27 protein-coding genes, 1 tRNA gene and 1 pseudogene are annotated in these 24,856 nt (G+C 42.9%); 14 read left to right on the top strand and 15 right to left on the bottom strand.

All coding sequences use genetic code 11. The features are described from left to right. Positions 1-44 precede the first annotated feature (44 nt). The gene (gene cobW / locus H6G32_RS00650; protein ID WP_190453308.1) at positions 45-1,079 is read left to right on the top strand and encodes a cobalamin biosynthesis protein CobW; all 1,035 of its coding nucleotides are present in this window, start codon (positions 45-47) and stop codon (positions 1,077-1,079) included. 1 nt (position 1,080) lies between these two features. Then, positions 1,081-1,560 (top strand): ABA4-like family protein, encoded by a 480-nt coding sequence (locus H6G32_RS00645; RefSeq protein ID WP_190453305.1) that lies wholly within the window; start codon positions 1,081-1,083, stop codon positions 1,558-1,560. Positions 1,561-1,793: 233 nt separating this feature from the next. Here H6G32_RS00645 and H6G32_RS00640 read toward each other — a convergent pair whose 3' ends face one another. The 3 genes from H6G32_RS00640 to H6G32_RS00630 form a co-directional block, all read right to left on the bottom strand. After that, a complete protein-coding gene (locus tag H6G32_RS00640; protein WP_190453303.1) occupies positions 1,794-2,012 on the bottom strand; it encodes an acetyltransferase in 219 nt (72 codons plus the stop codon). 3 nt (positions 2,013-2,015) lie between these two features. After that, a complete protein-coding gene (locus H6G32_RS00635; protein ID WP_190453299.1) occupies positions 2,016-2,324 on the bottom strand; it encodes a DUF3181 family protein in 309 nt (102 codons plus the stop codon). Between the two features lie 115 nt (positions 2,325-2,439). Continuing rightward, entirely contained in the window at positions 2,440-2,697 is a 258-nt protein-coding gene (locus H6G32_RS00630; protein ID WP_190453296.1) for a hypothetical protein, read from the bottom strand. A gap of 475 nt (positions 2,698-3,172) precedes the next feature. On the opposite strand from H6G32_RS00630, the gene H6G32_RS00625 reads away from it, so the two are divergent. Then, positions 3,173-3,370 (top strand): DUF2795 domain-containing protein, encoded by a 198-nt coding sequence (locus H6G32_RS00625; protein ID WP_190453292.1) that lies wholly within the window; start codon positions 3,173-3,175, stop codon positions 3,368-3,370. Position 3,371: 1 nt separating this feature from the next. Here H6G32_RS00625 and moaC read toward each other — a convergent pair whose 3' ends face one another. After that, on the bottom strand, positions 3,372-3,881 hold the full coding sequence (gene moaC, locus H6G32_RS00620) for a cyclic pyranopterin monophosphate synthase MoaC (RefSeq protein WP_190453289.1): 510 nt from the start codon (positions 3,879-3,881) through the stop codon (positions 3,372-3,374). A gap of 34 nt (positions 3,882-3,915) precedes the next feature. Between moaC and H6G32_RS00615 the strand changes: the two genes are divergently transcribed. Further along, positions 3,916-3,989, top strand: a tRNA-Arg gene (locus tag H6G32_RS00615). 51 nt (positions 3,990-4,040) lie between these two features. Here H6G32_RS00615 and H6G32_RS00610 read toward each other — a convergent pair. Genes H6G32_RS00610 through H6G32_RS00600 form a run of 3 tightly spaced genes read right to left on the bottom strand, consistent with a single transcriptional unit; the run spans position 4,041 to position 7,050 of the window. After that, entirely contained in the window at positions 4,041-5,270 is a 1,230-nt protein-coding gene (locus H6G32_RS00610) for an MFS transporter (protein WP_190453285.1), read from the bottom strand. A 46-nt stretch (positions 5,271-5,316) separates the two neighbouring features. Next, entirely contained in the window at positions 5,317-6,330 is a 1,014-nt protein-coding gene (locus H6G32_RS00605) for a glycosyltransferase family 2 protein (RefSeq protein ID WP_190453496.1), read from the bottom strand. Between the two features lie 15 nt (positions 6,331-6,345). Further along, positions 6,346-7,050, bottom strand: a complete 705-nt coding sequence (locus H6G32_RS00600; protein WP_190453282.1) for a C40 family peptidase — start codon at positions 7,048-7,050, stop codon at positions 6,346-6,348. A gap of 11 nt (positions 7,051-7,061) precedes the next feature. Here H6G32_RS00600 and H6G32_RS00595 point away from each other — a divergent pair, with 11 nt between their 5' ends. Beyond that, positions 7,062-8,000: a serine hydrolase gene (locus tag H6G32_RS00595; protein ID WP_190453279.1), complete on the top strand. Its 939-nt coding sequence runs from the start codon at positions 7,062-7,064 to the stop codon at positions 7,998-8,000. Positions 8,001-8,201: 201 nt separating this feature from the next. Here the strand turns inward: H6G32_RS00595 and H6G32_RS00590 are convergent, their stop codons facing one another. The 4 genes from H6G32_RS00590 to H6G32_RS00575 all read right to left on the bottom strand — a co-directional run bounded on the left by H6G32_RS00590 (position 8,202) and on the right by H6G32_RS00575 (position 11,025). Then, entirely contained in the window at positions 8,202-9,080 is an 879-nt protein-coding gene (locus H6G32_RS00590; RefSeq protein WP_190453277.1) for an Rpn family recombination-promoting nuclease/putative transposase, read from the bottom strand. A 140-nt stretch (positions 9,081-9,220) separates the two neighbouring features. After that, positions 9,221-9,556, bottom strand: a complete 336-nt coding sequence (locus tag H6G32_RS00585) for a hypothetical protein (RefSeq protein ID WP_190453275.1) — start codon at positions 9,554-9,556, stop codon at positions 9,221-9,223. Between the two features lie 117 nt (positions 9,557-9,673). After that, positions 9,674-10,285: a Uma2 family endonuclease gene (locus H6G32_RS00580; RefSeq protein ID WP_190453273.1), complete on the bottom strand. Its 612-nt coding sequence runs from the start codon at positions 10,283-10,285 to the stop codon at positions 9,674-9,676. 155 nt (positions 10,286-10,440) lie between these two features. Continuing rightward, complete coding sequence (locus H6G32_RS00575) at positions 10,441-11,025, bottom strand: Uma2 family endonuclease (RefSeq protein ID WP_190453271.1); 585 nt, start codon at positions 11,023-11,025, stop codon at positions 10,441-10,443. A gap of 200 nt (positions 11,026-11,225) precedes the next feature. Between H6G32_RS00575 and H6G32_RS00570 the strand changes: the two genes are divergently transcribed. Together H6G32_RS00570 and H6G32_RS00565 are read left to right on the top strand one after the other, a co-directional pair. Further along, positions 11,226-14,432: a glycoside hydrolase family 15 protein gene (locus H6G32_RS00570; protein ID WP_190453269.1), complete on the top strand. Its 3,207-nt coding sequence runs from the start codon at positions 11,226-11,228 to the stop codon at positions 14,430-14,432. A gap of 41 nt (positions 14,433-14,473) precedes the next feature. Continuing rightward, a pseudogene (locus tag H6G32_RS00565) lies at positions 14,474-14,851 on the top strand (GxxExxY protein). 61 nt (positions 14,852-14,912) lie between these two features. Here H6G32_RS00565 and H6G32_RS00560 read toward each other — a convergent pair. Continuing rightward, on the bottom strand, positions 14,913-15,227 hold the full coding sequence (locus tag H6G32_RS00560; RefSeq protein ID WP_190453267.1) for a YkvA family protein: 315 nt from the start codon (positions 15,225-15,227) through the stop codon (positions 14,913-14,915). 216 nt (positions 15,228-15,443) lie between these two features. Here H6G32_RS00560 and H6G32_RS00555 point away from each other — a divergent pair, with 216 nt between their 5' ends. The 3 genes from H6G32_RS00555 (at position 15,444) to H6G32_RS00545 (ending at position 17,496) form a co-directional block, all read left to right on the top strand. Next, on the top strand, positions 15,444-16,202 hold the full coding sequence (locus H6G32_RS00555; RefSeq protein ID WP_190453265.1) for a MotA/TolQ/ExbB proton channel family protein: 759 nt from the start codon (positions 15,444-15,446) through the stop codon (positions 16,200-16,202). 39 nt (positions 16,203-16,241) lie between these two features. Continuing rightward, positions 16,242-16,937 (top strand): biopolymer transporter ExbD, encoded by a 696-nt coding sequence (locus H6G32_RS00550; RefSeq protein WP_190453263.1) that lies wholly within the window; start codon positions 16,242-16,244, stop codon positions 16,935-16,937. A gap of 193 nt (positions 16,938-17,130) precedes the next feature. After that, positions 17,131-17,496, top strand: coding sequence for a phage holin family protein (locus H6G32_RS00545; RefSeq protein WP_190453261.1), 366 nt, complete (start codon positions 17,131-17,133; stop codon positions 17,494-17,496). Between the two features lie 118 nt (positions 17,497-17,614). On the opposite strand, the gene psb29 is transcribed toward H6G32_RS00545, so the two are convergent. Continuing rightward, positions 17,615-18,322: a photosystem II biogenesis protein Psp29 gene (psb29, locus tag H6G32_RS00540; RefSeq protein WP_190453259.1), complete on the bottom strand. Its 708-nt coding sequence runs from the start codon at positions 18,320-18,322 to the stop codon at positions 17,615-17,617. Positions 18,323-18,495: 173 nt separating this feature from the next. On the opposite strand from psb29, the gene H6G32_RS00535 reads away from it, so the two are divergent. Further along, complete coding sequence (locus H6G32_RS00535; protein ID WP_190453257.1) at positions 18,496-19,110, top strand: chromophore lyase CpcT/CpeT; 615 nt, start codon at positions 18,496-18,498, stop codon at positions 19,108-19,110. Here the strand turns inward: H6G32_RS00535 and H6G32_RS00530 are convergent. Then, positions 19,107-19,475 carry an STAS domain-containing protein gene (locus H6G32_RS00530; protein WP_015208595.1) on the bottom strand — a complete coding sequence of 123 codons (369 nt, stop codon included), beginning with the start codon at positions 19,473-19,475 and terminating at the stop codon, positions 19,107-19,109. The genes H6G32_RS00535 and H6G32_RS00530 overlap by 4 nt on opposite strands. 390 nt (positions 19,476-19,865) lie before the next feature. Continuing rightward, positions 19,866-20,912 (bottom strand): oxygen-dependent coproporphyrinogen oxidase, encoded by a 1,047-nt coding sequence (gene hemF, locus H6G32_RS00525; protein WP_190453254.1) that lies wholly within the window; start codon positions 20,910-20,912, stop codon positions 19,866-19,868. A gap of 719 nt (positions 20,913-21,631) precedes the next feature. Between hemF and H6G32_RS00520 the strand changes: the two genes are divergently transcribed. The 3 genes from H6G32_RS00520 (at position 21,632) to rodA (ending at position 24,804) form a co-directional block, all read left to right on the top strand. Further along, positions 21,632-22,174, top strand: a complete 543-nt coding sequence (locus H6G32_RS00520; RefSeq protein WP_190453253.1) for an SRPBCC family protein — start codon at positions 21,632-21,634, stop codon at positions 22,172-22,174. Positions 22,175-22,320: 146 nt separating this feature from the next. Further along, positions 22,321-23,391, top strand: a complete 1,071-nt coding sequence (locus H6G32_RS00515) for an Mrp/NBP35 family ATP-binding protein (RefSeq protein ID WP_190453251.1) — start codon at positions 22,321-22,323, stop codon at positions 23,389-23,391. Positions 23,392-23,487: 96 nt separating this feature from the next. Next, the gene (gene rodA / locus H6G32_RS00510) at positions 23,488-24,804 is read left to right on the top strand and encodes a rod shape-determining protein RodA (RefSeq protein ID WP_190453249.1); all 1,317 of its coding nucleotides are present in this window, start codon (positions 23,488-23,490) and stop codon (positions 24,802-24,804) included. Positions 24,805-24,856: the final 52 nt, after the last annotated feature.

Genomic DNA, 24,856 nt, shown 5'->3' with positions numbered 1-24,856 from the left:
TATAACCAGTAAAACTTCATATACTGAGAAAATCAGGCAAAAACATGGCAACAAAAATCCCCGTTACAGTCATCACAGGCTTCTTAGGCAGTGGTAAAACTAGCCTAATTCGCCATTTACTACAAAACAACCAAGGACGCCGCATTGCTGTTTTAGTCAACGAATTTGGTGAACTCGGTATTGATGGCGAATTGTTAAAATCCTGTCAAATTTGCCCCGAAGATGGTGAGAGTAATATATTTGAATTAACTAACGGCTGCTTATGCTGCACCGTACAGGAAGAATTTTTCCCGACGATGCTAGAATTAATTAAGCGACGAGACAGCATCGACTGTATTATCATTGAAACCTCTGGTTTAGCTTTACCAAAACCCCTAGTTAAAGCTTTTCGCTGGCAGGAAATTCGCAATGCTGCTACAGTAGATGCAGTGATTACAGTGGTAGATTGTGCCGCAGTTGCTGCGGGAACTTTTGCCAGTGATTTAGAAGCAATAGCCGCCCAACGGCAAGCAGATGATAGTCTAGAACACGAAACACCATTACAAGAATTGTTTGAAGACCAACTTGCTTGTGCAGACTTAGTAGTTTTGAATAAAACTGATTTAGTAGATCGGGAGACACAAGGGCGAGTTGAAGAATTTATTAAACAAGAACTACCCAGAGTTGTAAAAATAGTGGCCAGTGATGGCGGTAAATTAGACGCATCAATATTATTAGGATTTGAAGCCGCAGTTGAAGATAATTTAGATAGCCGTCCCAGTCATCACGATAGCGAAGAAGATCATGATCACGACGAAGAGATTACCTCAACTCACCTAATTTTAGACCGTACCTTTGACCCAGAAAAGCTGCAACTGCAACTGCAAACACTGGCACAACAACAAGAGATTTACAGAATCAAAGGCTTTGTTGCCGTTCCTAATAAACCCATGCGTCTAGTTATGCAAGGTGTAGGGACTCGATTTGATAAATTTTATGATCGCCCCTGGCAACCAGAAGAATTAAGGCAAACCCGCTTAGTTTTCATCGGTCGTGATTTAAAATATTCAGAAATAGAATCACAACTTGTGGCTTTGTAATATGAATATCCCACAACTATTTAGCATTGCTAATATTTTCGTTTTGCCCTTCTGGGCATTGATGATTTTTCTGCCAAACTGGAAAGTTACAAGGCGGATAATGGAGTCATATTTTCCTTTTGTGGTCTTATCTGTAGCATACCTGTATTTGTTTGTCAGCAGCATTACACCAGAAAATGCCGAAGCTTTATCAAACCCCCAATTAGCAGATATTGCGAGATTTTTTAGCAATGAAACAGCCGCTGCTACAGGCTGGATTCATTTTTTAGTTATGGATTTATTTGTCGGTAGATGGATATATTGGGAAGGACAAAAAACAGGTATTTGGACATTTCACTCTCTTTCCCTCTGCTTGTTTGCTGGGCCTTTAGGATTACTTTCTCACATCCTGACTTACTGGATAACTAAACTATTTTTTCCCCGTTCTGAAACTGAAGTAGCAACAGTAGTAGAAAAAACTGCATCATCAACTGGAATGTAGGTTTTAATCATGGCTAATTGCCGCTTGATTCTGAGTTTTCCCCTCTCATCAGGCGGTAGTTATTAGTTGATCAGAAAGGAAAGGGTAGTTTCCGCAGTTTCAGCAGTATTAAGAGGCTATAGTGGCTGAAACAATAGCTTTAGTAATAGTTCTGAAGAGAAAGAGGGTTAGCCTAGAAAGTTTTGGCAATGGGTAATTAAAGAAATCTGATTACCCATTACCCAATTTTCAAATTAAGAAGCTTTAGCTGTTCGATAGTTGGCATCTAACCAACAGCGAGGTAGACGTTCACCGGAAGGAAAGACCAGATGTTCTTTGTTAAAAGAATCGGGGTCTTGTTCTTCTTCACCTTCTTGGTCTTGTCCATGAACGATAGCGCTATTTGGATCGATTAATTCCTGAAGATCAAGAATTTTCACTAAATCGTTGGTTTCTTTGAGTTGTAAAAACATAATTTATATTTCGCGCTGATACTTTTCTAAAATATCTACAAGGCTGACTTGGCATTGCAGAGGTAATAAATCGATTAAAGAAAGTTCCCGTCTGCCACCGCCAATTTTGACGGGAATTGATGCCAATATTTCCAGCACTCGGTCTTCATTGACAGCTTTGGAAGTAATTAAGGGATACAATTGTTCAGCAACAACATTGTGCAGTTTGGCATCAGCTAAATAAAGATGCCACTTAGCAATGTCTATATAGACGTTTTCGCCAATTTCAGATGCTAGGGCTTCCAGTAGTTCTGTGGTGTTAGTTTTGGCCATAAAATAACCCTACGTAAAGAGTAAAAACTTTCAGGCTATTTAGTATTATCGCTCAATTAGCCAGGCTGATACTACCCCCACAGGTTACAATTGCCCCAGCCTCAGTAGTCCTTCTTTAGGTGGATTTGGTTGGTGTCTCGGAGTAATTAGCGATCGCACTAATATAAATCAGATGCACTAACAATACTCCTACCCAACTTAGGGTCAACAACGGCAACCACTCCCAGGTAGTTGCTTTCAAGATATGGAAAAACCATAACCCAGAATTAATCGTAGCGGCGATCGCTACATGAATGGCAAAATTCATCCGGTCATCTAACTTGCGGAAATCGGGATCTTTGCGATCGGGTTTGCGAGGCCAACGAGGAGGCATAAATATTCATTACAGATTTTAACACACCCTACTTATTCTAAGGTTTTTGGGGTCAGTTGTTACCAGATGCAGTTGACAGTACAAATCAACCTTAGTAGTTCTCTTGAGCAGAATAAATTTTCTGCCCAAAAAACCCAAAGACCTGTAGCTATCCTGCCTTTGCTGACTAATTACTCAACTTTAGTTAACTGATTTTAATTTATTAATTCAAACCAAGTTGAACATCTCTCCTATTTTAAATTTTATTTTTTAGAAGTATGAGAATTAAAATTCTTTTTTTAAATTGAGTAGCTTCTTAAAACTAGTATTAACTAAATCCGATATATCAGAGGTTTTTAAAACTTCATCAACCGAGCGGAATACCTTTTGCTTACGACTTTTGGCTCTCAAATATTAACAATACTTCATCTTTTTGATAGAGGAGTTAAATACATCTACTTGTGAAGATATAAATAACCTTAAGAGGTAGATAAAAATGGCTAAAACTAACCCAGTTGAAATCCAAAAACACTTGAAAGGTGTTGACTATCCTGCTGATAAGGAAGAATTGATTAATCATGCTAGAAAGCAAGGAGCCGATAAGGAAATTATCTCACTATTAGAGCAATTGCCAGAAGATGAAGAATACGAAAGCCCTACCGAGCTAAACAAAGCTCTAGGTGAGATACAGTAGACTATAGTTCTGGCGGGGTATAATCTCCGGATTTCCCGCCAGTTTTGCTAACTAAACGAATTGATTCAATTTGAATCGACTTTTCTAAGGCTTTTGCCATATCGTACAGAGTCAAAGCAGCAATAGAAACGGCGGTTAAAGCTTCCATCTCTACCCCTGTTTCGGCTTTAGTTCTGACTGTGGCATAAATTTGATAACCAGGTAGTTGGGGATCGGCTGTCACCTCGACTGTAATTTTCTGCAACGGCAAGGGATGACACAGGGGAATCAAGTTAGATGTTTGTTTGGCTGCCATAATCCCAGCTAACCTGGCAGTTGCCAATACATCGCCTTTAGGGGCATTTCCGGCTTGAATGGCGGCAAAGGTGGCTGGCAGCATTCGCACTTGGGCTGTGGCCACTGCTTGACGGACGGTGGGCGCTTTACCAGACACATCCACCATCTGCGCTTCTCCTTCGCCATCGAGATGAGTGAGGTCAGCAAAATTAGTTGAAAAATTCTCTTGCGTCATTTGGGTAAGAAGTGCTATTATAAGTTTCGGACAGGGGCGTGTAGCTCAGTGGACTAGAGCACGTGGCTACGGACCACGGTGTCGGGGGTTCGAATCCCTCCTCGCCCGTTAATTAGAGACATGATAAGTGTGAAAGCACATTGATCATGTCTCTATTTTTTATTTGTTTAAGGCATAGGCATCGTCAGCACGACCAAGGGAAAAGCGCAGGGAATTGAGTAAGCCTTTGCTGGACTGGGTGAGAAATATCAGCAGTGCCACAAAAGTTAAAATAGCACCGTAACCGAACATATTGCGGTAGCCGACAAGTTCCGCGACAGAACCAAAAACAGGAGCAGCGATCGCAATACCAAGATCCAATCCAGCGATGGAGATAGCAAAAATTCGCCCCCGTTCTTGGGGGAGTGAGCGGTCTGCCATCATCGTTGTAATCATGGAAATCAGCGTCCCACCTCCAGACCCTTCAGCGATCGCCGCAAGCAAAAAAGTGATCGGACTGTTTGCCTGCCATAGTATTAATGATGCCAAAGTGTAAGCAATGATGCTGCAAGTGATAAACAAACCACGACCAAGGCGATCGCTTACCCGACCAACAAACACCCTGATCGCAAAACTAGAGATGGCCGCAGCTGTGAAAAATAACCCAACATTCAAATCCACCCCAGTTGATTTGATAAATAAAGATACAAAAATATGCACAGTCCCCACGGAAAAACCAACTAGCAACATCACCACAGATGGCACTCTTACCCGTGGGCTGATCAGAAGTTGCCAAAATTGGCTATCCTTGCCTTCAGCTTTCATCTCTATCTGTACTGGTGTATTGGTCATTTGGACTATACCCAACAGGGCTACAAAAGCCAATTCAGCGGCTAACAAAAATAAGAGTTTATCACCAGCCGCAGCTAGTAAATAACCTCCCAAGGCAGGGCCAATTGCTAAACCAATGGGAGTCGCTAGACTCATATAACCAATGATTTCACCACGACTTTTGCCAGGAGCTAAATCTGCTACCAAAGCGCTGTAGCCAGTGGTAAAAGCCGCGACGCTAATACCATGAAAGATCCGCACTAAAATCAAGAGAGAAATTGATTTGAATGCCATATAGCCAAAGGGTGCGATCGTCGCCACAATAGCACCAATCAACAAAATAATTTTGCGCCCACGTTGATCTGCTAACCGTCCCAACATGGGGCGAAACAGCAAGAGTCCGATGGCGAAACCGCCCATGACCATGCCAATTTCTTGTTTGCTCCCCCCCACGGACTCAATGTAGAGGGGTAAGGTAGGTAACAACGCGGCCATACTAGACCAGAATAATAAAGCTGCTGTAAATAAAATCAGCAGATTCTGCCGCAGATGGTGATCAAAAGTTTGAAAAACTTTCACAACAGATGCAACTTAATGCTAGATGTGTTTGATCCATCTTGTTACCCTACTTAACGTTTTGTGCTATTACCTCCCGCACGCGATAGATAGGTCTTCCTTGGGATTCATGGTAAGTACGCATTAGTAATTCTGCCAAAAGACCGAAGCTAAACAGCTGCACTCCAGTTACCAGCAGCAGCACCGCCAAAATTAGCAAAGGGCGATTGCCAATCATCGCACCAAAAGCCAATTTGAGGAAAGTCAAGTAAATTCCTATTCCCACCCCAGAAATCATTGAAATTAAGCCCAACAGTCCAAAAACATGCATTGGGCGGGTGAGGAACTTTTTCATAAACAAAATAGTTAACAAATCCATCAACACCCGGAACGTGCGGGAAATGCCATACTTACTACGACCGAAACGGCGGGCGTGATGGCGCACGGGGACTTCTGTAATTCTCGCCCCTTCAATGTAAGCTAAGGCGGGTAAAAATCGATGTAGTTCCCCGTAGAGATTCATATCTGCTACCAGTTCGGCACGATAGGCTTTCAGGGAACAGCCATAATCATGAATATGCACGCTAGTGGTGCGGCGAATTAACCAATTAGCAATTTTTGAAGGAAGTAAGCGATTAACAGCCCCATCTTGGCGATTTTGCCGCCAACCACTAACCAAATCATAGCCTTCTTCTAACTTGGCTAATAACATGGGGATATCAGCGGGGTCATTTTGGAGGTCAGCATCTAAAGTGACGATCGCTTTCCCTGTTGCATAATTAAACCCCGCAGCCATAGCGGCCGTTTGACCGTAATTTCTCCGTAAGATCACCGCTTTTAGATCATTACGGCTTTGGGCTAGTTCCTTGAGCAATTGGGCAGAACCATCTGTAGAACCATCATCTACACAGATAATTTCATAACTCAACCCACTGGTATTGACACTATTAGCGATCGCCTCCAGCAACAATGGCAAACTTTCCACCTCATCACGCACCGGCACTACCACGGAAACATCAGGGATCTTGACAAAAATTGCTCCATTTTCCCCAGCCACATTTTCAGAAATCAACCCACTCCTCATCATTCCTCTGCGTCCTCAGCGTCTCTGTGGTTCGTAACTCTTAACAACTCTGCCAGCACCTCGCAGCTGCTGATAGTATGACTGACTCACCTTATCTCCCTGTTCCGAAAGCACATCAATCCCAATACCATTGCGACCGTAATCTTTCCCAGAACTATGGATATAGTGACCATCAGCCAAATACAATCCTACATGGGTGGCTTTTTGGGGAGTTCCAAAAAATACTAGATCCCCTGGTTGTAATTCGCCTATGGTAATTGGTTGGGTGAAGCTTTCTTGCTGATAGGCATCTCTCGGTAACCAAATACCCATCGAGGCAAAAGCCGCTTGCATTAACCCAGAACAGTCGTAATTTGGCCCGACAGTCCCACCCCAAAGGTAATAATTTGATAGTTGGCTCGCTTGTTGAGTAAATGCGATCGCCCTAGGTAGCAGTTTTTTAATTTCCGATTCAGACCAAATGGGAGCTGCGTAAGGTACAGTAGCAGGTTGTAATAAACCTAAATCGTTAACAGATACCCACCCTGGATAGTCATCCTCACACAAATACACCTCAACCGCTGAATCCTGATGATTTGATGTTAGCCGTAAATGTCGCCCAGTAGCAGCTTGAGTTGCCAAAGGTATACATTCAGGAGAATCATATAAGTTTAGGTCAGTAAGACACTGGTACTCACCCGATTCGGAATTTGGGATTTTAGATTTTAGATTAAAGGACATAACGAAAGAGAATGGCTTTCTTCAGCAAGAACGAACAACTCGAAAATCTCGGTAATGGCATTTTAGAAGCAACTTGGTCAGCTTATGGCACATTAGCCCGAAACCAAATTGCTCTGACTTGGATTGTTTACGATCCCCCAGTACTAGTAAATACTGGCGGCGCACTTACTCCCAATGCTTTTTGGAATCATCCCGTTCGTGGTTTTAGTTATCGTGGTTTGGAGCGTATTTACCCCGCAAGTATAGTCAAGTTGTTTTATTTGGTGGCGGTTAACGAATGGCTAGACAAAGGTATGTTGCAGACTTCCAAGGAATTGGAGCGTGCCTTGGGAGATATGATGATCGATTCTAGCAATGATGCTACCAGCTTGGTTGTGGATATCCTCAGCGGTACTACTTCCGGCCCAGAGTTACCAGCAGGCCCCTTTGAAACTTGGAAATATCAGCGTCAGATTGTTAACCGCTATTACCAGTCTTTGGGGTGGGAAGAAATGGAGACGATTAACGTCTGTCAAAAAACTTGGGGTGATGGCCCCTATGGAAGGGAACGAGCCTTTTATGGGGAGATGCTGGACAATCGCAATATGTTGAGTACCAACGCAACTGCTAGATTATTACATAGCATTGTCGGTGGTGTAGCAGTATCTAGCGTGCGATCGCAATCCATGATGGCTTTACTCAAACGTAGTGTCAACCTTGATGAATTACCCAAAGATGTAGAAGAAGACCAGGTTGCAGGCTTTCTAGGGGGTGGATTACCTGAAAATAGTCAAATCTGGTCAAAAGCCGGTTGGACAAGCCAAGTGCGCCATGATGCGGCTTATATTGAAATACCAGATCAGCGCCCATATCTGTTGATAGTATTTACAGAAGGTAAAGCACAGGCTAAGAGCCGAGAGATATTGCCTTTTATTTCTAAAAAAGTGGCTGATGCGATCGCTACTTTATAAAAATGATCTGGATGGTGCGTTAACGGCGTTTAACGCATCCTACAAAATTGATGCGATCTGATCACCAATACTTTTAGGACTTAACAAACAGAAAAAATCATGATTCATGCTGGGCAGCACCCTACAGGTAGGATGCGTTCCCTAACGCATCAAAAAAGCCTAATAAAGAGGGTAAATTTCTACGGTGCGTAAGTCCTAGCTTTAATCCCGAAAGGCTGCTAACCAAACCTGTAAATCAGCCAAGCTAGTAAAATCTAACAGTGCTTCGCTCAAATCTTCCAGAACAGGCAATGGTAAACCAGAAATTGCAGCGCGTATTTCTCCAGATAGTTCTCCAAACCGCTTAGTCAATTGTCGGATAACCAGATTAACCGTTGCTTGTTCTACGCCTTCTTCCCGTCCTTCTTCCCGTCCTTCTTCCCGTCCTTCTTCTTTAATTTCTCGGTAAACTCTCGTTTCTTTGAGCGTTATTCCTAACATAGATTCTACCTCCCTGCGGCTCAGTTGTTCAAACTTGTACACCATTATCGTCGTGATCATCTCTATTATGGCGCGACTTGATGGCGATGGTACTTCTTCACTGGTTCTTGTTAACAAATACCTAGCTGCTTCTGGTGCTTGACTTTCTTCTAAAGTAGTTAGTACCATCACTGCTACCCATAGAGGTAATTGCCGAATATCTCCCAATTCATCCAAATATACTCGATGTACTTGGTTACTATTCAACAAGCCACGATGGGGATAAATATCACTTTGTTCGGTATTGCGAGATGGATAAATTGTTACTGCTTGCCAATCGCTAAATCTGGCACGGTTGCGGTAGAAATATAGTAATGATTCAGCAAATACCCTTTCATAAAGCAGTTCATCTTTTTGAAACTGCGCTTCGCAGAAATATACGACTCCCGCACCCTCGGTTTCTGGTGGTAAAAATACCCCGTCAATTTCAAATTTTGGTTCTTTGACAGCTACCGAATCAAATCGGTAAGCATCTGCATTTGTCGGGGGATTTGTCAATAGTTCAAATAACAGAGACGGATATTGTTGAAATAATTTGTAAAAAATTGAATCTCGACGCATAAAACATTCTATTTATTATATTAAACCTGCATACATTTAATCACACATCCCTCTATAATTGGATTTTTCGCATCAAAGAGCGCCAGTTTATAAAAATGATATGGGTGGTGCGTTGACAGTGTTTAACGCACCCTACAAGATTAGGTTAGCTTCTTCGGGTTGTTGTCTTGACGACGCTGAATACCCTCAAGCAGATACGCCATTAATAGGCAAAGGCCGTTATTCTCGATACCAAACTTCCGGTGAGCACTGACAGCCGAGACCATATCCTGCCACTCAGCAACTAATTCCTTTTGTTTTGGATCGTCGAAAGTGCTGAGATCAATATCGTCTACTAGTTGCGTTCTCAGGAAGTCAAAGATTGTACCTGCCTCAATATGGTCTGCGACTTGTTTGAAGCTAATATCGCCATATTTACCAGTATCCAAGGCACTATTGATGTAGAACGCCAAGAAAGTCAGGTTAGTGATTCGCATTCGATTTTCCTCAATTGAACAGTAACGATAATTAATTCACAGTACTTACCTAGTGTATAGTATAAATGTACTAATCCACATAATTGATTTCCCCTTGTCTAAAAAACTAACAATTAGTTAAAATTTAATGCGGCGATAAATTTCAGACATGGGAAGTTCTACGTTTAAACTGTGCAGAACAATTGACCGATCAATGTGATCATAAACTTGCCATTCCCAGCGATCGCTACTTTTTTGGTCGCGGTTATAATACTGCTCAACGTAGGGTTCAGTTTGGCTGACGAGCAGATATTCACAAAAGCTAGGCAGGGAGCGATATTTTCTGAATTTTTCACCTCTATCGTAAGCTTCAGTGGAGGGCGAAAGGACTTCGACAATGAGTAGAGGATTGAGAATTTCGTCTGTGCGATTGCCATTAAATTCTGGTTCACCATCGATCACCATAATATCGGGATATGTTCCATGATTGAAGTTAGGAATCCAGATTCGCAAGTCGCCATTGTAGGTTTGAAAGTTGGTGCCTCGGAGAGCTAGGTTAAGAAAAGCCGTGATGTCTACGGTAATGCGGCTGTGGACGGGGGAACCTCCAGGCATGGTGATGATCTCTCCGTTGCAGTATTCGTGGCGTTCTTCGGCAGTTTCCTCAATTGCCCGATACTCATCTGGGGTGAAGTGAGTTGTTGTCGCGTCTGGGGCAAGGGTTGGCGGGTTGGTTTGAGCAAGAACCACGATCGCACCTCCTGAATAATTAGACCTGAAACGATTATCACCTAAATCGATAAAATTGACCTTTTTCGAGCGAATTTATATTAAGTTAGTAGTTATGAAAATATTTTTATTGATAAAAATAATTCCTATTTTAGGATAGTTTACTTTTATTACGCCTATTGGTTAATCAAAGGCTGTAACATCTGTGTGATAGCTATGCTTATGTTAGGAAACTGCAAAGGTGAAACAGTCCCATCTTCAGCAAAAATTACTTTACTCTGATATCCCTGCTGAGTCGGTTCTCGAAATACATGAAGTTGGCGTTCATTCACATCTAACAACCAATAATCTCTAATTCCAGATTGGGCATAAATTTTACCCTTGATGTCACAATCATATTTAAAGCTAATATCTGCCACTTCAATAATCAGATACACCTCCGCCGTGGTAGGATGGTGGTCTGCATAGTCAAGGGGGTTAACTTTGACTACAGCGATATCCGGCTCAGGTTCCGAAAAATTACTTAATTGGACAGGATCTTGAGTTATGATATCGGCCTGAGTTGCCAGCAAGCGACTTAAAATTTTCGCCGTTCGTCTAACGGCTGAAGTATGAGCAGTTCCCTTTGCAATCATCTTGATAATCTGTCCACCAATTAACTCAACTCTTTCCTCTGGGTGAAAAATACCCGCTTCTGCAATCTTGTGGTATTCCGCAACAGTCAACAGCCGCAGAGTGAAAGGTGCTGCTTGTGTCTGCATGGTTAAACCTAACAGTATAGAAGTTATAGAATTATTGTAAAACAGGCGATTTTTAATTACAAACACTTTATGATATAAAATTGTTAAATAAAATATTCATCGTTCAAGCAAACTCAAATAACCACAAATTCACAGAAAGAAAAGGATTATCCTTAAAAGTTGCATCCATCAAATTTTGTCTTGCCAATATTAACGAATTTATGAAAACAACTACCGAATCTCTAACTCGCCTAGAATATTACTACCAGCAAATCAAAACCATCATCCTGGCGCGTCAAAATCCCATTACTGGTTTGCTACCTGCGAGTACAGCAGTTAGTGCCCACGGTGATTATACAGATGCTTGGGTGCGAGACAATGTTTACAGCATTATGGCAGTTTGGGGTTTAGGACTTGCGTACCGCAAGGTAGATGAAGACAAAGGACGCACTTATGAACTAGAATACAGCGTCATCAAACTGATGCGTGGTTTACTGTTCGCGATGATGCGACAAGCACAGAAAGTAGAGACATTTAAACATACTCAATCTCTACTAGATGGACTGCACGCTAAATACAACACTTCAACCGGCGACATTGTAGTTGGTGATGATGAATGGGGGCATTTACAATTAGATGCCACATCTATATTTTTGCTCATGTTGGCGCAAATGACCGCGGCGGGATTGCCAATAGTTTACACAATTGATGAAGTTAATTTCGTCCAAAATTTGGTTTATTACATTGGACGAGCTTACCGCACACCAGATTACGGAATTTGGGAACGGGGTAATAAAATGAATCATGGCAGTGCAGAGTTAAACGCCAGTTCTGTAGGTATGGCTAAAGCAGCTTTAGAAGCCATCAACGGACTAAATTTGTTTGGTGTGCATGGGAGTCAAACATCGGTGATTCATGTGTTACCAGATGAAATAGCCCGCGCTCGAATTACGTTAGAATCTCTATTACCAAGAGAATCTGGCTCTAAAGAAATTGATGGGGCGCTGATGAGTATCATTAGTTTTCCTGCCTTTGCAGTGGAAGATGAGCAATTGCGCGATCGCACATTTAACGAAATTGTCACCAAACTTGCAGGTAAATATGGCTGTAAACGCTTCCTTCGTGATGGACACCAAACCGTCTTAGAAGATGGCCAGCGTTTGCACTACGAACCGGCGGAACTCAAGCAATTTGAGCATATCGAATGTGAATGGCCGTTATTTTTTGCTTATATAGTTCTCGATGGTTTATTTCGCGGTGATCAAAATCAAGTTCAAAAATACCAAAAGCTTTTAGAAGCAATACTCATTGAGCGTGGTGGCTTGTACTTATTACCAGAACTTTACTATGTTCCCGCCGAAAACGTAGAAGCCGAAAAATTAGCACCCCAAAGTCAGCCGCGTTTACCTAACGAAAATGTGCCTTTAATTTGGGCGCAAAGTTTATATCTTCTCGGTCAAATGTTAAGCGAGGAATTAATAGCGGTAGGAGATATTGATCCATTAGGTAGACATTTGTGTGTCGGCAAAAAACGCGAGGCGTTGGTACAAATTGCCTTGTTAGCTGAAGATGAAGTTTTACAAGCAAATCTAGCAGTTCACGGCATCGAAACCCAAACACCGACCCAAGTAGAACCGATTCAGGTGAGAAAAGCAGGGGAATTTTCCGCTATTTATACCCAAATTGGTCGCAATGATAAACTCGGTTTAACTGGGCGTCCGGTGCGACGTTTGCGGAGTTTGACAACATCAAGATTTTTTCGCATTCATGGCAAGACAATTGTATTTTTGCCTTCGTTTTTAGACTCCCAGCAGTTTTATTTAACCCTTGATTACCATTTTCTGATAGATCAATTCAGAAGTGAATTAGCTTACATTCAAAAATATTGGAGTGATTTGGGGCGTCCTACCCTAACTTTAATGTTGACTCACACTATGTTAGAGATTGGCTCTGAGGCATTATTAGAACTAATGCAAGAATTGAAAGATGGTGTTTGTAATGGTGTGCGGGTAAAATTAGGGCGGCTAAATCAGTTGATGCTGACAGCAGGAATTCAAAGAATTGATTTTCTTCAAGATGAAGAATTTACCCAGTCACCGATGAAAAATGCTAGTCCACGTTGCTATTACCTAGCTTATCATCCCGATAAAAACTGGAGCTTAGGACATACTCAAGAATTCCAAATGGAGTGTGAAACAAACTTTGGTTTATTGCTGTCTCATTTGCGTTCATCAGAGAACATCTACGAGCAAATTGAGTTGTTGCAAACTTTGACGCGTTTGGAGGGATTAACATTTGATACGGGGTATGGTGGCCCCAAACATCCCGTTACCGTAGGCGATTTACTCGATGAAGTTTACACTAAAGCCGGGGATTTAGGCATTTGGGCGGTAGTACGCCGTGCTGCTGGGTTGCGGAAAATGGTTGATATCGGCTTGTCTGATGCGGTAACAAGCATTTTGATACAAGGTAAGCAAATTGCCGTTGGTAGGGCTTACAGCGAAGCTTCCCTGATAGCGGTTCCCATGTCCCACAATGAAATTGCCGAAAAAATAAATCATTTCTGTCGTGAGGATATCCGCGATCGCGTTTTGACGCAAGAAATCCTCATCTATCTTGGTATATTAATCAGATCAGAACCTGAACTATTTCAAGGACTTATCACCCTGAGAGTTGGCTATCTCATCTTGTTAATTACCAGCGAAGTAGCGCAAGAATTGCAAGTTACTCAAGATGAAGCTTATGATCACTTAATGCAACTTTCGCCCTTTGAGGTGAAAACACGCTTGCATCAGGTATTAACTGGATATTCTGGCATGAGTAGTTTGTTGCGTCAGCAAGAGTCACTCCACATCAAGCAAAAAGAAAGTGATATTGCTTGGGTAGTGCTACCCTCAATTAGTGAAGAAATCGAAGTTCCACCAGGTGGTTGGCGCCGGTTTCGCCAAGCAGAGGGAGCAACTGGCCGCGTACCCAAAAACTTTTTTAAGCAAGTGTGGGTATTGATGCAACATTGCAAGGGCTTAGTGATTGGGGATAAATTAGAGCGCCGCAATCGTTTAGAGAGTGAGTTAATGCTTTCAGCAATGACAGCAGGGGAAAGAAATTTTGCCCTGCTAGTTGAGCATTTACTCAACAAAATCGAAGCTCCAGAATATCGCCAAGTTAATATTGAAGCATTAATGGAATTAGCCGCCATCGCCGCCAACAACCCCAACTTACAAATTGAAGAATATATCGTGTTGGATGTATTAATCGGTCATGCAGTCCGGTTAGCGTGGCTAGAAAACCATCCCCAAGGAGGCGATCGCTATGATGAAGATAAAGCTTCAGCTTGGCGATCGTTTTACAACACATCTCCTAGAGATTGCGCTACTTATATCCTGAAAGCGGTTAGATTCTTGACTGAGTTTGTGAAAGATTTTTAAACGCAGAGTTTCGCTAAGGTAAGCGCAAAGGTACGCTGAGTATGAGAGAGAATGAGTTAAGTGAGCTAATTATCGGTTGTGCGATGAGGGTACATACAATTTTGGGGCCAGGTTTATAGGAGTCAGCTTACCAGGAGTGTTTAGACTACGAATTAAGGAAAGCCGGCTTGAGTGTGGGTAAGCAAATACCCTTACCTTTGGTGTACCAGAATGTCGAATTAGAATGCGTTTATCGGTTAGACTTGATAGTCGAAAACAAAGTAATTGTCGAGATTAAATCTGTAGAGTCCTTAAAACCAATTCACTCCGTTCAACTCCTCACCTACCTCAAACTAGCCAACTGCAAACTCGGTTTACTCCTCAACTTCAACGTCCTCCACCTTAAGGAAGGTATCAAACGCGTAGCCAACAACCTCTAACTCTTCCTCAGCGGCCCTCTGCGGTTCCCTCCGCGCCCCTTTGCGTTAAAAAAATATCCCCCTACTTCACGGAAACAGCATCAACATCGATGGTGTTGGCGCTGGAGGTAGAATCTTCAGGAGTATTATTAGTTTCTGTATCCACATTACCTTTACTAGCTCTCCAGCCATCAATCACCAGTGCAGAAACCTCAGAAACTAACAAGCTCAAAATTAAAACATCATCTATTTGTCCGACAACAGGGATAAAATCTGGAGCAATATCAATTGGGCTGATAAGATAAGCTAGGGTTCCGATAATTACCCACCAACGGTATTTTGGATTACGCAGCAAATTACGATACCAGTTGTAAAGCGATTGGATTGAGAAGTTCATATTTTTACCCTCAAGTTATCTTTTATTTTGACAAATTATGCTTTAAACTCCCGGTGGGAATAACCGCCCTAGTTTCTATGGAAAATGCTACTTATCAGGATTGGCTAACTACCTAAGAGGCAATCCAGTAAGTCATTATGGTAGTTGTGCATTAATCTCTAAAATTAAAATGCTTTGGGATAGTTGTTCTAGTGATGGAGGGAGGAAGCCTACACAGTGGATATTTTAGATCTGTTTTATAAGGGCGGGCCAGCGATGTGGCCTTTGCTTGTGCTGTCGGTTCTGTCTTTAAGTGTAATTTTCGAGCGTCTGTGGTTCTGGTTGCGGATCTTAACCCAGGAAAAAGAAATAGTTGAGCGCGTCTTAGATGCTGCCCATGATAGCTGGGAAATGGCTGTGGAAATCGCTCAAAAATCAACAGATCAGCCTATTGGGCGGTTTCTTTATGCGCCTTTACGTTTACGGAAAAGCGATGCAGAAACATTTCGCTTGGCACTGGAGTCTACAGCAGAAGACGAGTTGGCAGGAATGCGACGGGGTGAAAAACTTTTAGAAGTTGTGATTGCTCTCTCGCCGTTGTTAGGATTGTTGGGTACAGTTTTGGGTTTGATTCAGTCTTTGCGAGCAATTCGCATTGGCGATTTGGGAACCGAATCTACAGCTGGGGTAACTACTGGTATTGGAGAATCTCTAATTAGTACGGCAACGGGGTTAATAGTTGCGATCGTTAGTTTGGTATTCTACCGCCTATTTCAAAGTTTTGTCGTTAACCAAGTTAAAGTTTTTCGTAAGGCTGGGAATGACTTAGAATTGCTCTACCGCCAGTCCCCACCTGACTTTAGCAAAATTACTTCGGTCATTGAACGGGAATCTTCACGGGAAAGTTTTGATCCCCCCCGCAAGCGAGGTAAAACCAAGTTTGCTCAACCTCCAGAAACCCCAGGAGAATCTGAGCCATTAAAACCTGAGCAATAGTCAATAATTCCACCCCTAATTCGGCGTAAGAGTGAGACGATGAAGGTTAACCTGCATACTCCAATTGAAGAAGTCCAAATTCAAATCATTCCCTTAATTGATGTCGTTTTTTGTATCCTGACATTTTTTCTATTGGCAGCTTTGCAATTTACTCGCCAACAGGCAATTAATGTTGATTTACCCAAAGCCAATACAGGTACAGCATCTGCGGCAAATTCACAGAGCGGTAGTAATATTTTACCTGTCACAATCGATGCTGTTGGCCAAACTTATATAGAAAAAGAGGCTGTAAAACGGGAAGATTTGGCGGCAAGATTAAAGCAGTATGTCCAGGCAAATCCCGATGGTGTTTTGGTGCTGAATGCGTCGCGCACAGCAACTTACAACGATGTCATTCAGACATTAGACTTGCTGCGACAAGTGGGGGGCAATCGCGTGTCTTTGGGAATTATACCTGGTTCTTCTCAAGCACCGACAAACTCAACGAACCAGTCTACTGACCCTTCTTTGCCGATTAGTCCTAATACCGCACCAGTTCCCGGCACTAATCCACAAGATAATCCTAACCCTTTTAACCCCTATCTGCCCTCTGCCCCCAATCAAGTTCCTTTTCCCACGGCACCACAGGAAGGCATCAGTCCTGTTAATCCTGGAATTTCTCCGGTAGTTCCCAACGAAAGAGCGCCGCAAGTTCCTGTAGCACCCGGAAACACTAATCCTGCACCTCAAAGGTGATATCCCTTGGGACGAGGAGGTTTATCCTTGTCCCTGCCAGTTTTTTTCTAAACCTAAAGATATAGAGAATAAATTACAGCCAGAGACAAAAAGCTGATAATTTACAAATAATTGGTTGGGCTACAAAGATTTTTCTATCAATAGACCAAGTAATTTATCGCCAATCACCATTCACGTTTCAGGGGTTATGGCAATGAATGACATTGTGACGTTTTTAATTGTTTGGATAGTAACGTCTATCAGCTTGTTGATTATTAGTAAATTGCCTTTGGGAGTTGAAATTGACACTCCTGGGAAAGCCTTCTTGTCCGCAGCAGTTCTGGGGATAGTGACGGCAGTAATTAGACCGATTTTACGCCTTGTATTTGCAGTACCAACTCTTCTCACATTTGACTTGTTATCCGGCTTTTTCACATTCGTGATTGCTGTTGTTTGTTTTAGTATTGCCGCCTGGCTAGTTGAGGGTTTCCGCTTGCGTTATGGGATTTGGAGTGCTGTTTTAGGAGCGTTTACGCTCACTATTATTAACAATCTGCTCTACAAATTATTGGGTGTCTGAAGTTAATAATTTAAATAACCAGGCGCCAATAAAATATTTATTGCCCAAAAATCAAGAGTCTACACTCACAAGTCAATAGTACAAGGGTTTTTGACTCTTGACTATTGACTGCTTTTAGCTATTCGTTAGCACTGGGGGGAGCTACTGGGGTACTTGATTGTAGTTTACGCTGTTCCCGTTTTTTGCGATCGGCTGAAACCATATCTGCCATGACTATCAGTGCTTGCGCCATCTTGTCTAGGTTGGAGCGATATAGATCTAAATCTTTGCTCAGTTTGTCATCAGATAGATGCAAACCAGTAGCGATCGCTTTTAGTGCCTGATTGCGTTGCTTTTCATCCTTGACTAGTTCGGGACTTGAGAACTCCAATAACGAAAATAAACCAATCGCAAATAAGCGACTGTATTTAAAGTTAGAGTTATTGGCGATCGCTTGTAGTTGTGCTTGTAAGTCAGCATCTCGATCTAAGTGAGTTGTTTGGCTCAACCAGGCGATTAAATCCTGATCTGGCACACCTTGAGCTACAGCTTGCAACCTTTCAGCATCCCGGCGGTAGCGTTGCGGTTCTTGTTCTACAGCCTGAATTATGGCATTAAAAATTGATTCTTGATCCCGTTCTGGCTGGTAGCCTTGCATAAAGCGGTCAAAGGTTGTGACGACGCCCAAGGCATAAATTGGATTGTAGCTAAAATCGATATTTACTGACAGCAGATGCATTTCCACCATCAATTCTTCCACTACCCGACGGTAAATCGTATTGATCGGACGGGTATGAAGAGTGTAGAAAGTTCGCTTTGTATCAGAGACAGTTCGGACGTTATTCACAAAGAAAATGTTAAGGGCGACGTATTCTTATTTTGTCGCTTAAAGGCTACTTTGCCAAGTTCCGGTTTTAGCTAACGGTTGATTTTTAATCTCACCTATTATATACAGGGCAAAAAACTCTTGCTTGCAGAGCTAATCAGATTTATACTTTTTTTGCCTATCAATAAAATTTTATGAGCTTCTCGCCACAGTTAATAGCCCTAGGTAACTACCTGGCTGGTGAATTCGACAATCGGGAACAGGCTATAGCGGAACCTGTTTGGTACGTTCATCTACGCTTGTGGCAGCGCCCTGTTGATTTATTCTCAGAAGACAGTTTGACCATCTTTGCTGAACAAGCAAATATTGTCAAGCTAGATCAACCTTACCGTCAGCGAATCATCCGGCTCAGACAAGGGCGCGACTGTGAGGCACCCTTGGAGGTGCAATATTATATGCCTAAAGATCCAACCGCCTTAAAAGGGGCTGGCAGTAATCCCGCCTTACTCGATAGGCTAACACTAGATCAATTAGATTTATTGCCAGGCTGCATTCTTACAGTTGCCCAAGAAAAAATAGCCCCCAGCCGCTATCAGTTTACTGCTTTCCCACCACCAGAAACTCGTTGTAGCTTTACCTACCTTGGTAATACCATACAAGTCTCATTGGGGTTTGAAGCTACTGAGGCAACATTTCACAGTTACGACAAAGGTATTGACTCAGCGACTGGAAAGGCGACATGGGGGGCGATTATTGGACCTTATCGCTACACTAAGCGAGAACAGTACTTTCAATCATCCAAAATTTAGCTGGCAATACTGCGAGGCACACCTTCTAAAGCTTCTTCCTCTGTTTCAAAGATTTCAAAGACTGTGTCCATCATCGTGACTTCAAACACAAGTTTGGCCTCTGGATGGACATTGCAGATGCGGAAACTGCCCTTGACTTTATCAGCATCACGCATCCCAGCCACTAAAGAAGTCAGGCCAGAACTATCAATAAAATTTACCTGACCTAGATTCACAACTATATGGCGACTGAGTTTGGATATGCACTCCTGTAACTTTAGGCGAAATTGCCAAGCAGTGGTGATGTCTAAGCGCCCTGCTGGTGTCAAGACAATTACAGTATTGCCGTCTTGGGTTGTATAGGTTTTTTGGTCTATATGAATCACTGAAGCCCTCCCCCCTGGCATGCCTCTCAAAATAAACTACCCCTGTATATAGACTTAGATTGGTGAGCCAAAATAATCACTAGTATAGCACTCTTAAATTCTACCGTCACTGGAAAACATTCCAGTAAATTAGTAAATTAGTTGGCTCACCACCAGCAACAGGATTTTTTTCAGCTGACGCTTGAACTGAACAAGATAAACCGATAATTGTCACTTTGTAAACTAAGTGTTTACTTTAGTAGTCCAATTTACCCAAATAGTCCAGATTTTACAGATGCGAGTTCTGAGTAAAACAACCGGAAAAATCATGTATCGATCTGCAAAGTAGCTAAGATAAAACTTCCTTACTTCCTCCAGATTGATTCCTGGAGTGTTACTCAACACTATTGACTATTTATCTGCTGGGGCCCAGTTTATCCAATCTTGAGGCTTGAGGAAGGTTTCATACAACTCAGCTTCGGGGGAATTTGGTTCTGGCTGATAGCCGTATTCCCAACGCACCAAGGGTGGGAGAGACATGAGGATTGATTCTGTGCGTCCGTTGGTTTGCAATCCAAAAATCGTGCCTCGGTCATAAACCAAGTTAAATTCTACATACCTGCCCCGACGGTACAGTTGAAAGTTCCGTTGGCGATCGCCATATTCCATGCCATGTCGCCGTTCTACAATTGGTATGTATGCTGGTAAAAAAGACCTACCACAATCTTGCACAAAAGCAAATAATTCTTCCCAACTGCGTGGTGTTGGTGATCCCACCTCGTTACTGTAAGCAGCCGCTACCCCATGAGGATCGGGGCCACCATATAAAGCACTTTGACTATGTTGATAATCAAAAAACAGGCCACCGACACCCCGTGTCTCGTTTCGATGCTTAAGATAGAAATATTCATCACACCAACGCTTAAACACTGGGTAATACTCTGGGTGATGTTGATCGCAAGCCTGCTTCAGTGTTTTATGTAAATGTGTTGCATCTTCGGCAAAGGGATAATAGGGTGTCAAGTCCACACCGCCGCCAAACCACCATACTGGCCCCGCTTCAAAATAGCGATAATTCAGATGAACTGTGGGTACATAGGGATTACGGGGGTGTAACACCATTGAAGTGCCCGTCACATAAAAGCTATGTCCTGCTGCATCTGGACGTTGGGCTAAAATTGAAGGCGGCAGATGATCTCCCCAAACCTCAGAAAAACCTACACCTGCTTGTTCAAAGATAGCTCCATCGCGTAATATGCGCGATCGCCCCCCGCCACCTTCTGGTCGTTCCCAACTATCTTCTTTAAACTTACCGACACCATCCACATCTGTTAAACCTTGACTAATTTCGTCTTGCAGCTGTTGCATAAACTGACGAACCCTAGCCTTAGCGTCACTTGGCGGTAAAGACGTGGATGATTCTGCTGCTACAGTTGGGGTTTGTGATTTGGTCAACATAGATTCCCGACTCTAAAATACAATTTCCAGAAAGCCACAAATTTTTAGTTTAAAAATTTATTGGCCAGAAAAGCCAACAATCAGGGCTACAGTTTGCCTAACTTGCTTTTTTCTTACTTGTCAAGCATTTAGACGATAGATGTCCATGACTAGAGTGATTAGCCGTAAATTACAAAAACGTCGATTTTTCAACGCTTTTAGTTTTCAGTCTTCAGGCAATACTCATAGAAATACTCAAAACCATGATCTCCGTTAAATTGAGCATTTAATATCAAGCAATCTGCTGTCAAAGCTAGATATTTATAGAATACTCATCTAACTAACTTACCTTACCATTCCTTTGATACTCATACTCTGTTGCCACCAATCAACTGACCCTTGGGAAAAACCTGGACAAAATTGGCGGTTCTTGAGCCAAAATCTATTGGTTACTCAATTTTCAGTTATCTGATAAACCAGGCATTAAGTATTATACTAAGTAGCCATCATTTTTTTAAATGCGTATAGTCTTGTATATTGACCGAGTTTTTTGGACTTGTTGCTCTTAACATTCTGGTATAAGTGCCAGACTCCAGACTATAAATAATTAGTCTATTAAGGATTATTGACCTTCAATCCTTAAAGCAGTCAGGGATACGCCATGATCGTCATCCCCCAAAACCTGCCTAGTAGATGCCAGAGTTGCCAGAAAAAGTTTAGCGAAGAGGAGCATTAGGACAGTGCGAGGTTGGTTATCAAAATTCATCCACCGCAAACGTCGTCGGTTTTGCGCTTCTCTGGTGCGAACCTATCGAGAGATTAGTTCTGCTTCACCAGATGAACTCTGGCAAAAGGTTGTTGACTTAACAGACGTTTCCTGGCATCCACTACTTAAAAGTACCAACGTCCCCTACGGATTAGTACCGAAACCCGGATTAATTTTCCAGGCAGTAACACGCTTTTGGCCGATTCCCATCCAGATTTTTGTGGAGCGTGTGAATCCCAAAGAGATGCTGAGTATCCGCGTGCTGGCAATTCCAGGCGTCGAGGAACGGGTGACTTACCAGGTAGAGTCAACGGTTTGTGGCACTTGTTTATCTTATTCTGTGACTCTACGGGGTTGGTTATCACCCCTGATTTGGTCGTTGTCCCGTCCTTATGCAGATCGGGTGGCACGTTCCTTGGTTGAATCTGTAGAAAAAGCCCCATTGTCAGGGGTGTCAGGTAAGAAAAAATTCTTTAATAGGGGACACTTTACTGGGGATTTCGGTACTGGGGATTAGGGGTTGGGGATTGGGGGGCAGGCAGTAGAAACCTCTTCTTCTCTACCTCTTGAGTACAATACCCTAGGCCATCAGAAAGTCTAAGATCCTAGTAGGTAATGAGGAAATTTTGTTAAGTATTATTACGGGGCGATGGTAAAAACACTATGTACGATGTCCTAGATTCCCGATCAGTCCTAGACGTGTTGCGACCAGTGCAAGATCCAGAACTCCGCAAAAGTCTGGTAGAACTGAACATGATTCGCAACGTTAAAATTGAGGGTGGCAAAGTTAGCTTCACTTTGGTGTTGACCACTCCCGCTTGTCCCTTACGGGAATTTATCGTAGAAGACTGCCAGAGGGCTGTTAAAAAGCTGCCAGGTGTTACAGATGTAAGTGTAGAAGTGACAGCAGAAACACCCCAGCAAAAAAGCTTGCCCGACCGCACTGGCATTTCTGGAGTCAAAAATATTATTGCTGTATCTAGTGGTAAAGGTGGCGTTGGTAAAAGCACGGTGGCGGTGAATGTCGCAGTGGCTCTAGCACAAACAGGGGCAAAAGTCGGCTTGCTGGATGCTGACATTTACGGGCCCAACGACCCAACCATGATGGGACTAGCTGATGCCCAGATTATTGTGCGTCCAACTGAAAAAGGAGATGTTTTAGAACCTGCTTTTAATCATGGCGTCAAATTAGTTTCAATGGGCTTTTTGATTGACCCAGACCAGCCAGTGGTTTGGCGTGGGCCAATGCTCAATGGAGTGATTCGCCAGTTTCTCTATCAAGTGGAATGGGGAGAACTGGACTATTTGATCGTCGATATGCCACCGGGAACCGGAGATGCTCAGTTAACTTTAACTCAAGCAGTACCGATGGCAGGAGCGGTAATTGTCACCACACCACAAACTGTAGCACTGTTAGATTCTCGTAAGGGATTGCGAATGTTTCAACAGATGAAGGTTCCGGTATTGGGAATAGTAGAAAATATGAGCTATTTTATTCCCCCAGATATGCCGGATAAGCAGTATGACATCTTTGGTTCTGGTGGTGGCGAGAAAACAGCAGCTGAGTTGGGAGTGCCGCTGTTGGGGTGTGTGCCGCTAGAGATTTCCACAAGAGTTGGCGGTGACAGTGGCGTGCCAATAGTCGTTGCTGATCCAGATTCAGCTTCGGCAAAAGCATTAAAAGCGATCGCCTTCGCCATCGCTGGTAAAGTATCAGTTGCGGCTCTGACATAAGAGATTTTAGTTGTTGCCTGTTTCCTGGGCCGTAGCCTAGGAATACAGATTTTTAGCTAAATTGAAAATTTAAAAGATATTGTCTAAACTCACACAATGTTGTTAAAACGTTCGCTCCCCAAAATTCGCTGGAAATATGGGGTCAATCCCTGGCAACAAGTAGATTGGCTGCTATTTTGTTTGCCTGTCGCTGTCAGTATCTTTGGCGGCATTATGATCCTGAGTACAGAATTGAAGCAGCCAGTAGCCGATTGGTGGTGGCACTGGCTCGTAGCTGGTATTGGCATATTGATCTCATTATTTTTGGCTCGCAGCCGTTACGAATTCCTGCTTCAGTGGCACTGGGTAACTTATGTCCTGACAAACTTCAGCCTGATCGCCGTGATGATAGCTGGGACTAGCGCTAAAGGGGCACAGCGGTGGATCAGCATCGCAGGCTTCAATGTGCAACCCTCAGAATTTGCGAAAGTAGGGATAATTATCACCCTAGCAGCTTTATTACATCGACGTACCGCTGCTACCCTACCCAACTTTTTCCGTGCTTTGGCATTCACCGCCCTACCTTGGGGATTGGTATTTATTCAGCCTGATTTGGCAACCTCACTAGTATTTGGGGCGATTGTCTTAGGAATGTTGTACTGGGCAAATGCCAACCCAGGCTGGTTGATACTTTTAATTTCTCCTATCGTTGCTGCCATTTTGTTTGGTACATCTTGGCCCTTATCAGAGCCACTAATTGTATTCGAGCAACTATCTTTCGGCGTCTTAGGGTTAGCTTGGTCAGTCGCTATGGCTATTGTAGGCTGGCGAACCCTCCCTTGGCAGCGATTTGGCATTAGTAGCATCGGTGCATGGCTGCTCAACATGCTGGGTGGAGAATTAGGCATCTTCGCCTGGAACCATATTTTGAGAGAATATCAAAAAGACCGACTAACTGTATTTCTTCGCCCTGGACACGACCTGCTGGGTGCTGGGTATCACCAACACCAATCTCGTATTGCCATTGGTGCAGGTGAAATTTGGGGATGGGGTCTTTTCAAAGGACCGATGACCCAACTTAATTTTGTGCCTGAGCAACATACAGACTTTATTTTTTCGGCAGTAGGCGAAGAATTCGGTTTTCTTGGTTGTTTGTTACTACTGTTTGTCTTTTGTTTAATTTGCTTCCGCCTGTTGCATATCGCCCAAACTGCTAAAGATAACTTTGGCTCCCTATTGGCTATTGGTGTTTTGTCAATGATCGTATTTCAACTGATTGTTAACGTTGGTATGACTGTTGGTTTAGCTCCTGTGGCGGGAATTCCCCTACCTTGGATGAGTTATGGGCGTTCTGCCATGCTAACCAACTTTATTGCTTTAGGAATAGTGGAATCTGTAGCCAATTTTCGCCAACGGCAGAAGTATTATTCTTGAGTCAGTAGTCAGTGGTCAGTGATCAGTCGCTTCGCGGTCAATTAAATTCTTC

The sequence above is a fragment of the Cylindrospermum sp. FACHB-282 genome (genome assembly GCF_014697195.1).
Classification (GTDB): Bacteria; Cyanobacteriota; Cyanobacteriia; order Cyanobacteriales; family Nostocaceae; genus Cylindrospermum.
The sequence above is the reverse complement of the archived record's forward strand: the minus strand, read 5'-3'. Positions and strand labels throughout refer to the sequence as shown.

Coding starts and splice junctions, on each gene's coding strand:
- cobW (WP_190453308.1), top strand. CDS start 45: ATGGCAACAAAAATCCCCGTTACAGTCATCACAGGCTTCTTAGGCAGT.
- H6G32_RS00645 (WP_190453305.1), top strand. CDS start 1,081: ATGAATATCCCACAACTATTTAGCATTGCTAATATTTTCGTTTTGCCC.
- H6G32_RS00640 (WP_190453303.1), bottom strand. CDS start 2,012: ATGTTTTTACAACTCAAAGAAACCAACGATTTAGTGAAAATTCTTGAT.
- H6G32_RS00635 (WP_190453299.1), bottom strand. CDS start 2,324: ATGGCCAAAACTAACACCACAGAACTACTGGAAGCCCTAGCATCTGAA.
- H6G32_RS00630 (WP_190453296.1), bottom strand. CDS start 2,697: ATGCCTCCTCGTTGGCCTCGCAAACCCGATCGCAAAGATCCCGATTTC.
- H6G32_RS00625 (WP_190453292.1), top strand. CDS start 3,173: ATGGCTAAAACTAACCCAGTTGAAATCCAAAAACACTTGAAAGGTGTT.
- moaC (WP_190453289.1), bottom strand. CDS start 3,881: ATGACGCAAGAGAATTTTTCAACTAATTTTGCTGACCTCACTCATCTC.
- H6G32_RS00605 (WP_190453496.1), bottom strand. CDS start 6,330: ATGAGGAGTGGGTTGATTTCTGAAAATGTGGCTGGGGAAAATGGAGCA.
- H6G32_RS00600 (WP_190453282.1), bottom strand. CDS start 7,050: ATGTCCTTTAATCTAAAATCTAAAATCCCAAATTCCGAATCGGGTGAG.
- H6G32_RS00595 (WP_190453279.1), top strand. CDS start 7,062: ATGGCTTTCTTCAGCAAGAACGAACAACTCGAAAATCTCGGTAATGGC.
- H6G32_RS00590 (WP_190453277.1), bottom strand. CDS start 9,080: ATGCGTCGAGATTCAATTTTTTACAAATTATTTCAACAATATCCGTCT.
- H6G32_RS00585 (WP_190453275.1), bottom strand. CDS start 9,556: ATGCGAATCACTAACCTGACTTTCTTGGCGTTCTACATCAATAGTGCC.
- H6G32_RS00575 (WP_190453271.1), bottom strand. CDS start 11,025: ATGCAGACACAAGCAGCACCTTTCACTCTGCGGCTGTTGACTGTTGCG.
- H6G32_RS00570 (WP_190453269.1), top strand. CDS start 11,226: ATGAAAACAACTACCGAATCTCTAACTCGCCTAGAATATTACTACCAG.
- H6G32_RS00560 (WP_190453267.1), bottom strand. CDS start 15,227: ATGAACTTCTCAATCCAATCGCTTTACAACTGGTATCGTAATTTGCTG.
- H6G32_RS00550 (WP_190453263.1), top strand. CDS start 16,242: ATGAAGGTTAACCTGCATACTCCAATTGAAGAAGTCCAAATTCAAATC.
- H6G32_RS00545 (WP_190453261.1), top strand. CDS start 17,131: ATGAATGACATTGTGACGTTTTTAATTGTTTGGATAGTAACGTCTATC.
- H6G32_RS00535 (WP_190453257.1), top strand. CDS start 18,496: ATGAGCTTCTCGCCACAGTTAATAGCCCTAGGTAACTACCTGGCTGGT.
- hemF (WP_190453254.1), bottom strand. CDS start 20,912: ATGTTGACCAAATCACAAACCCCAACTGTAGCAGCAGAATCATCCACG.
- H6G32_RS00515 (WP_190453251.1), top strand. CDS start 22,321: ATGTACGATGTCCTAGATTCCCGATCAGTCCTAGACGTGTTGCGACCA.
- rodA (WP_190453249.1), top strand. CDS start 23,488: ATGTTGTTAAAACGTTCGCTCCCCAAAATTCGCTGGAAATATGGGGTC.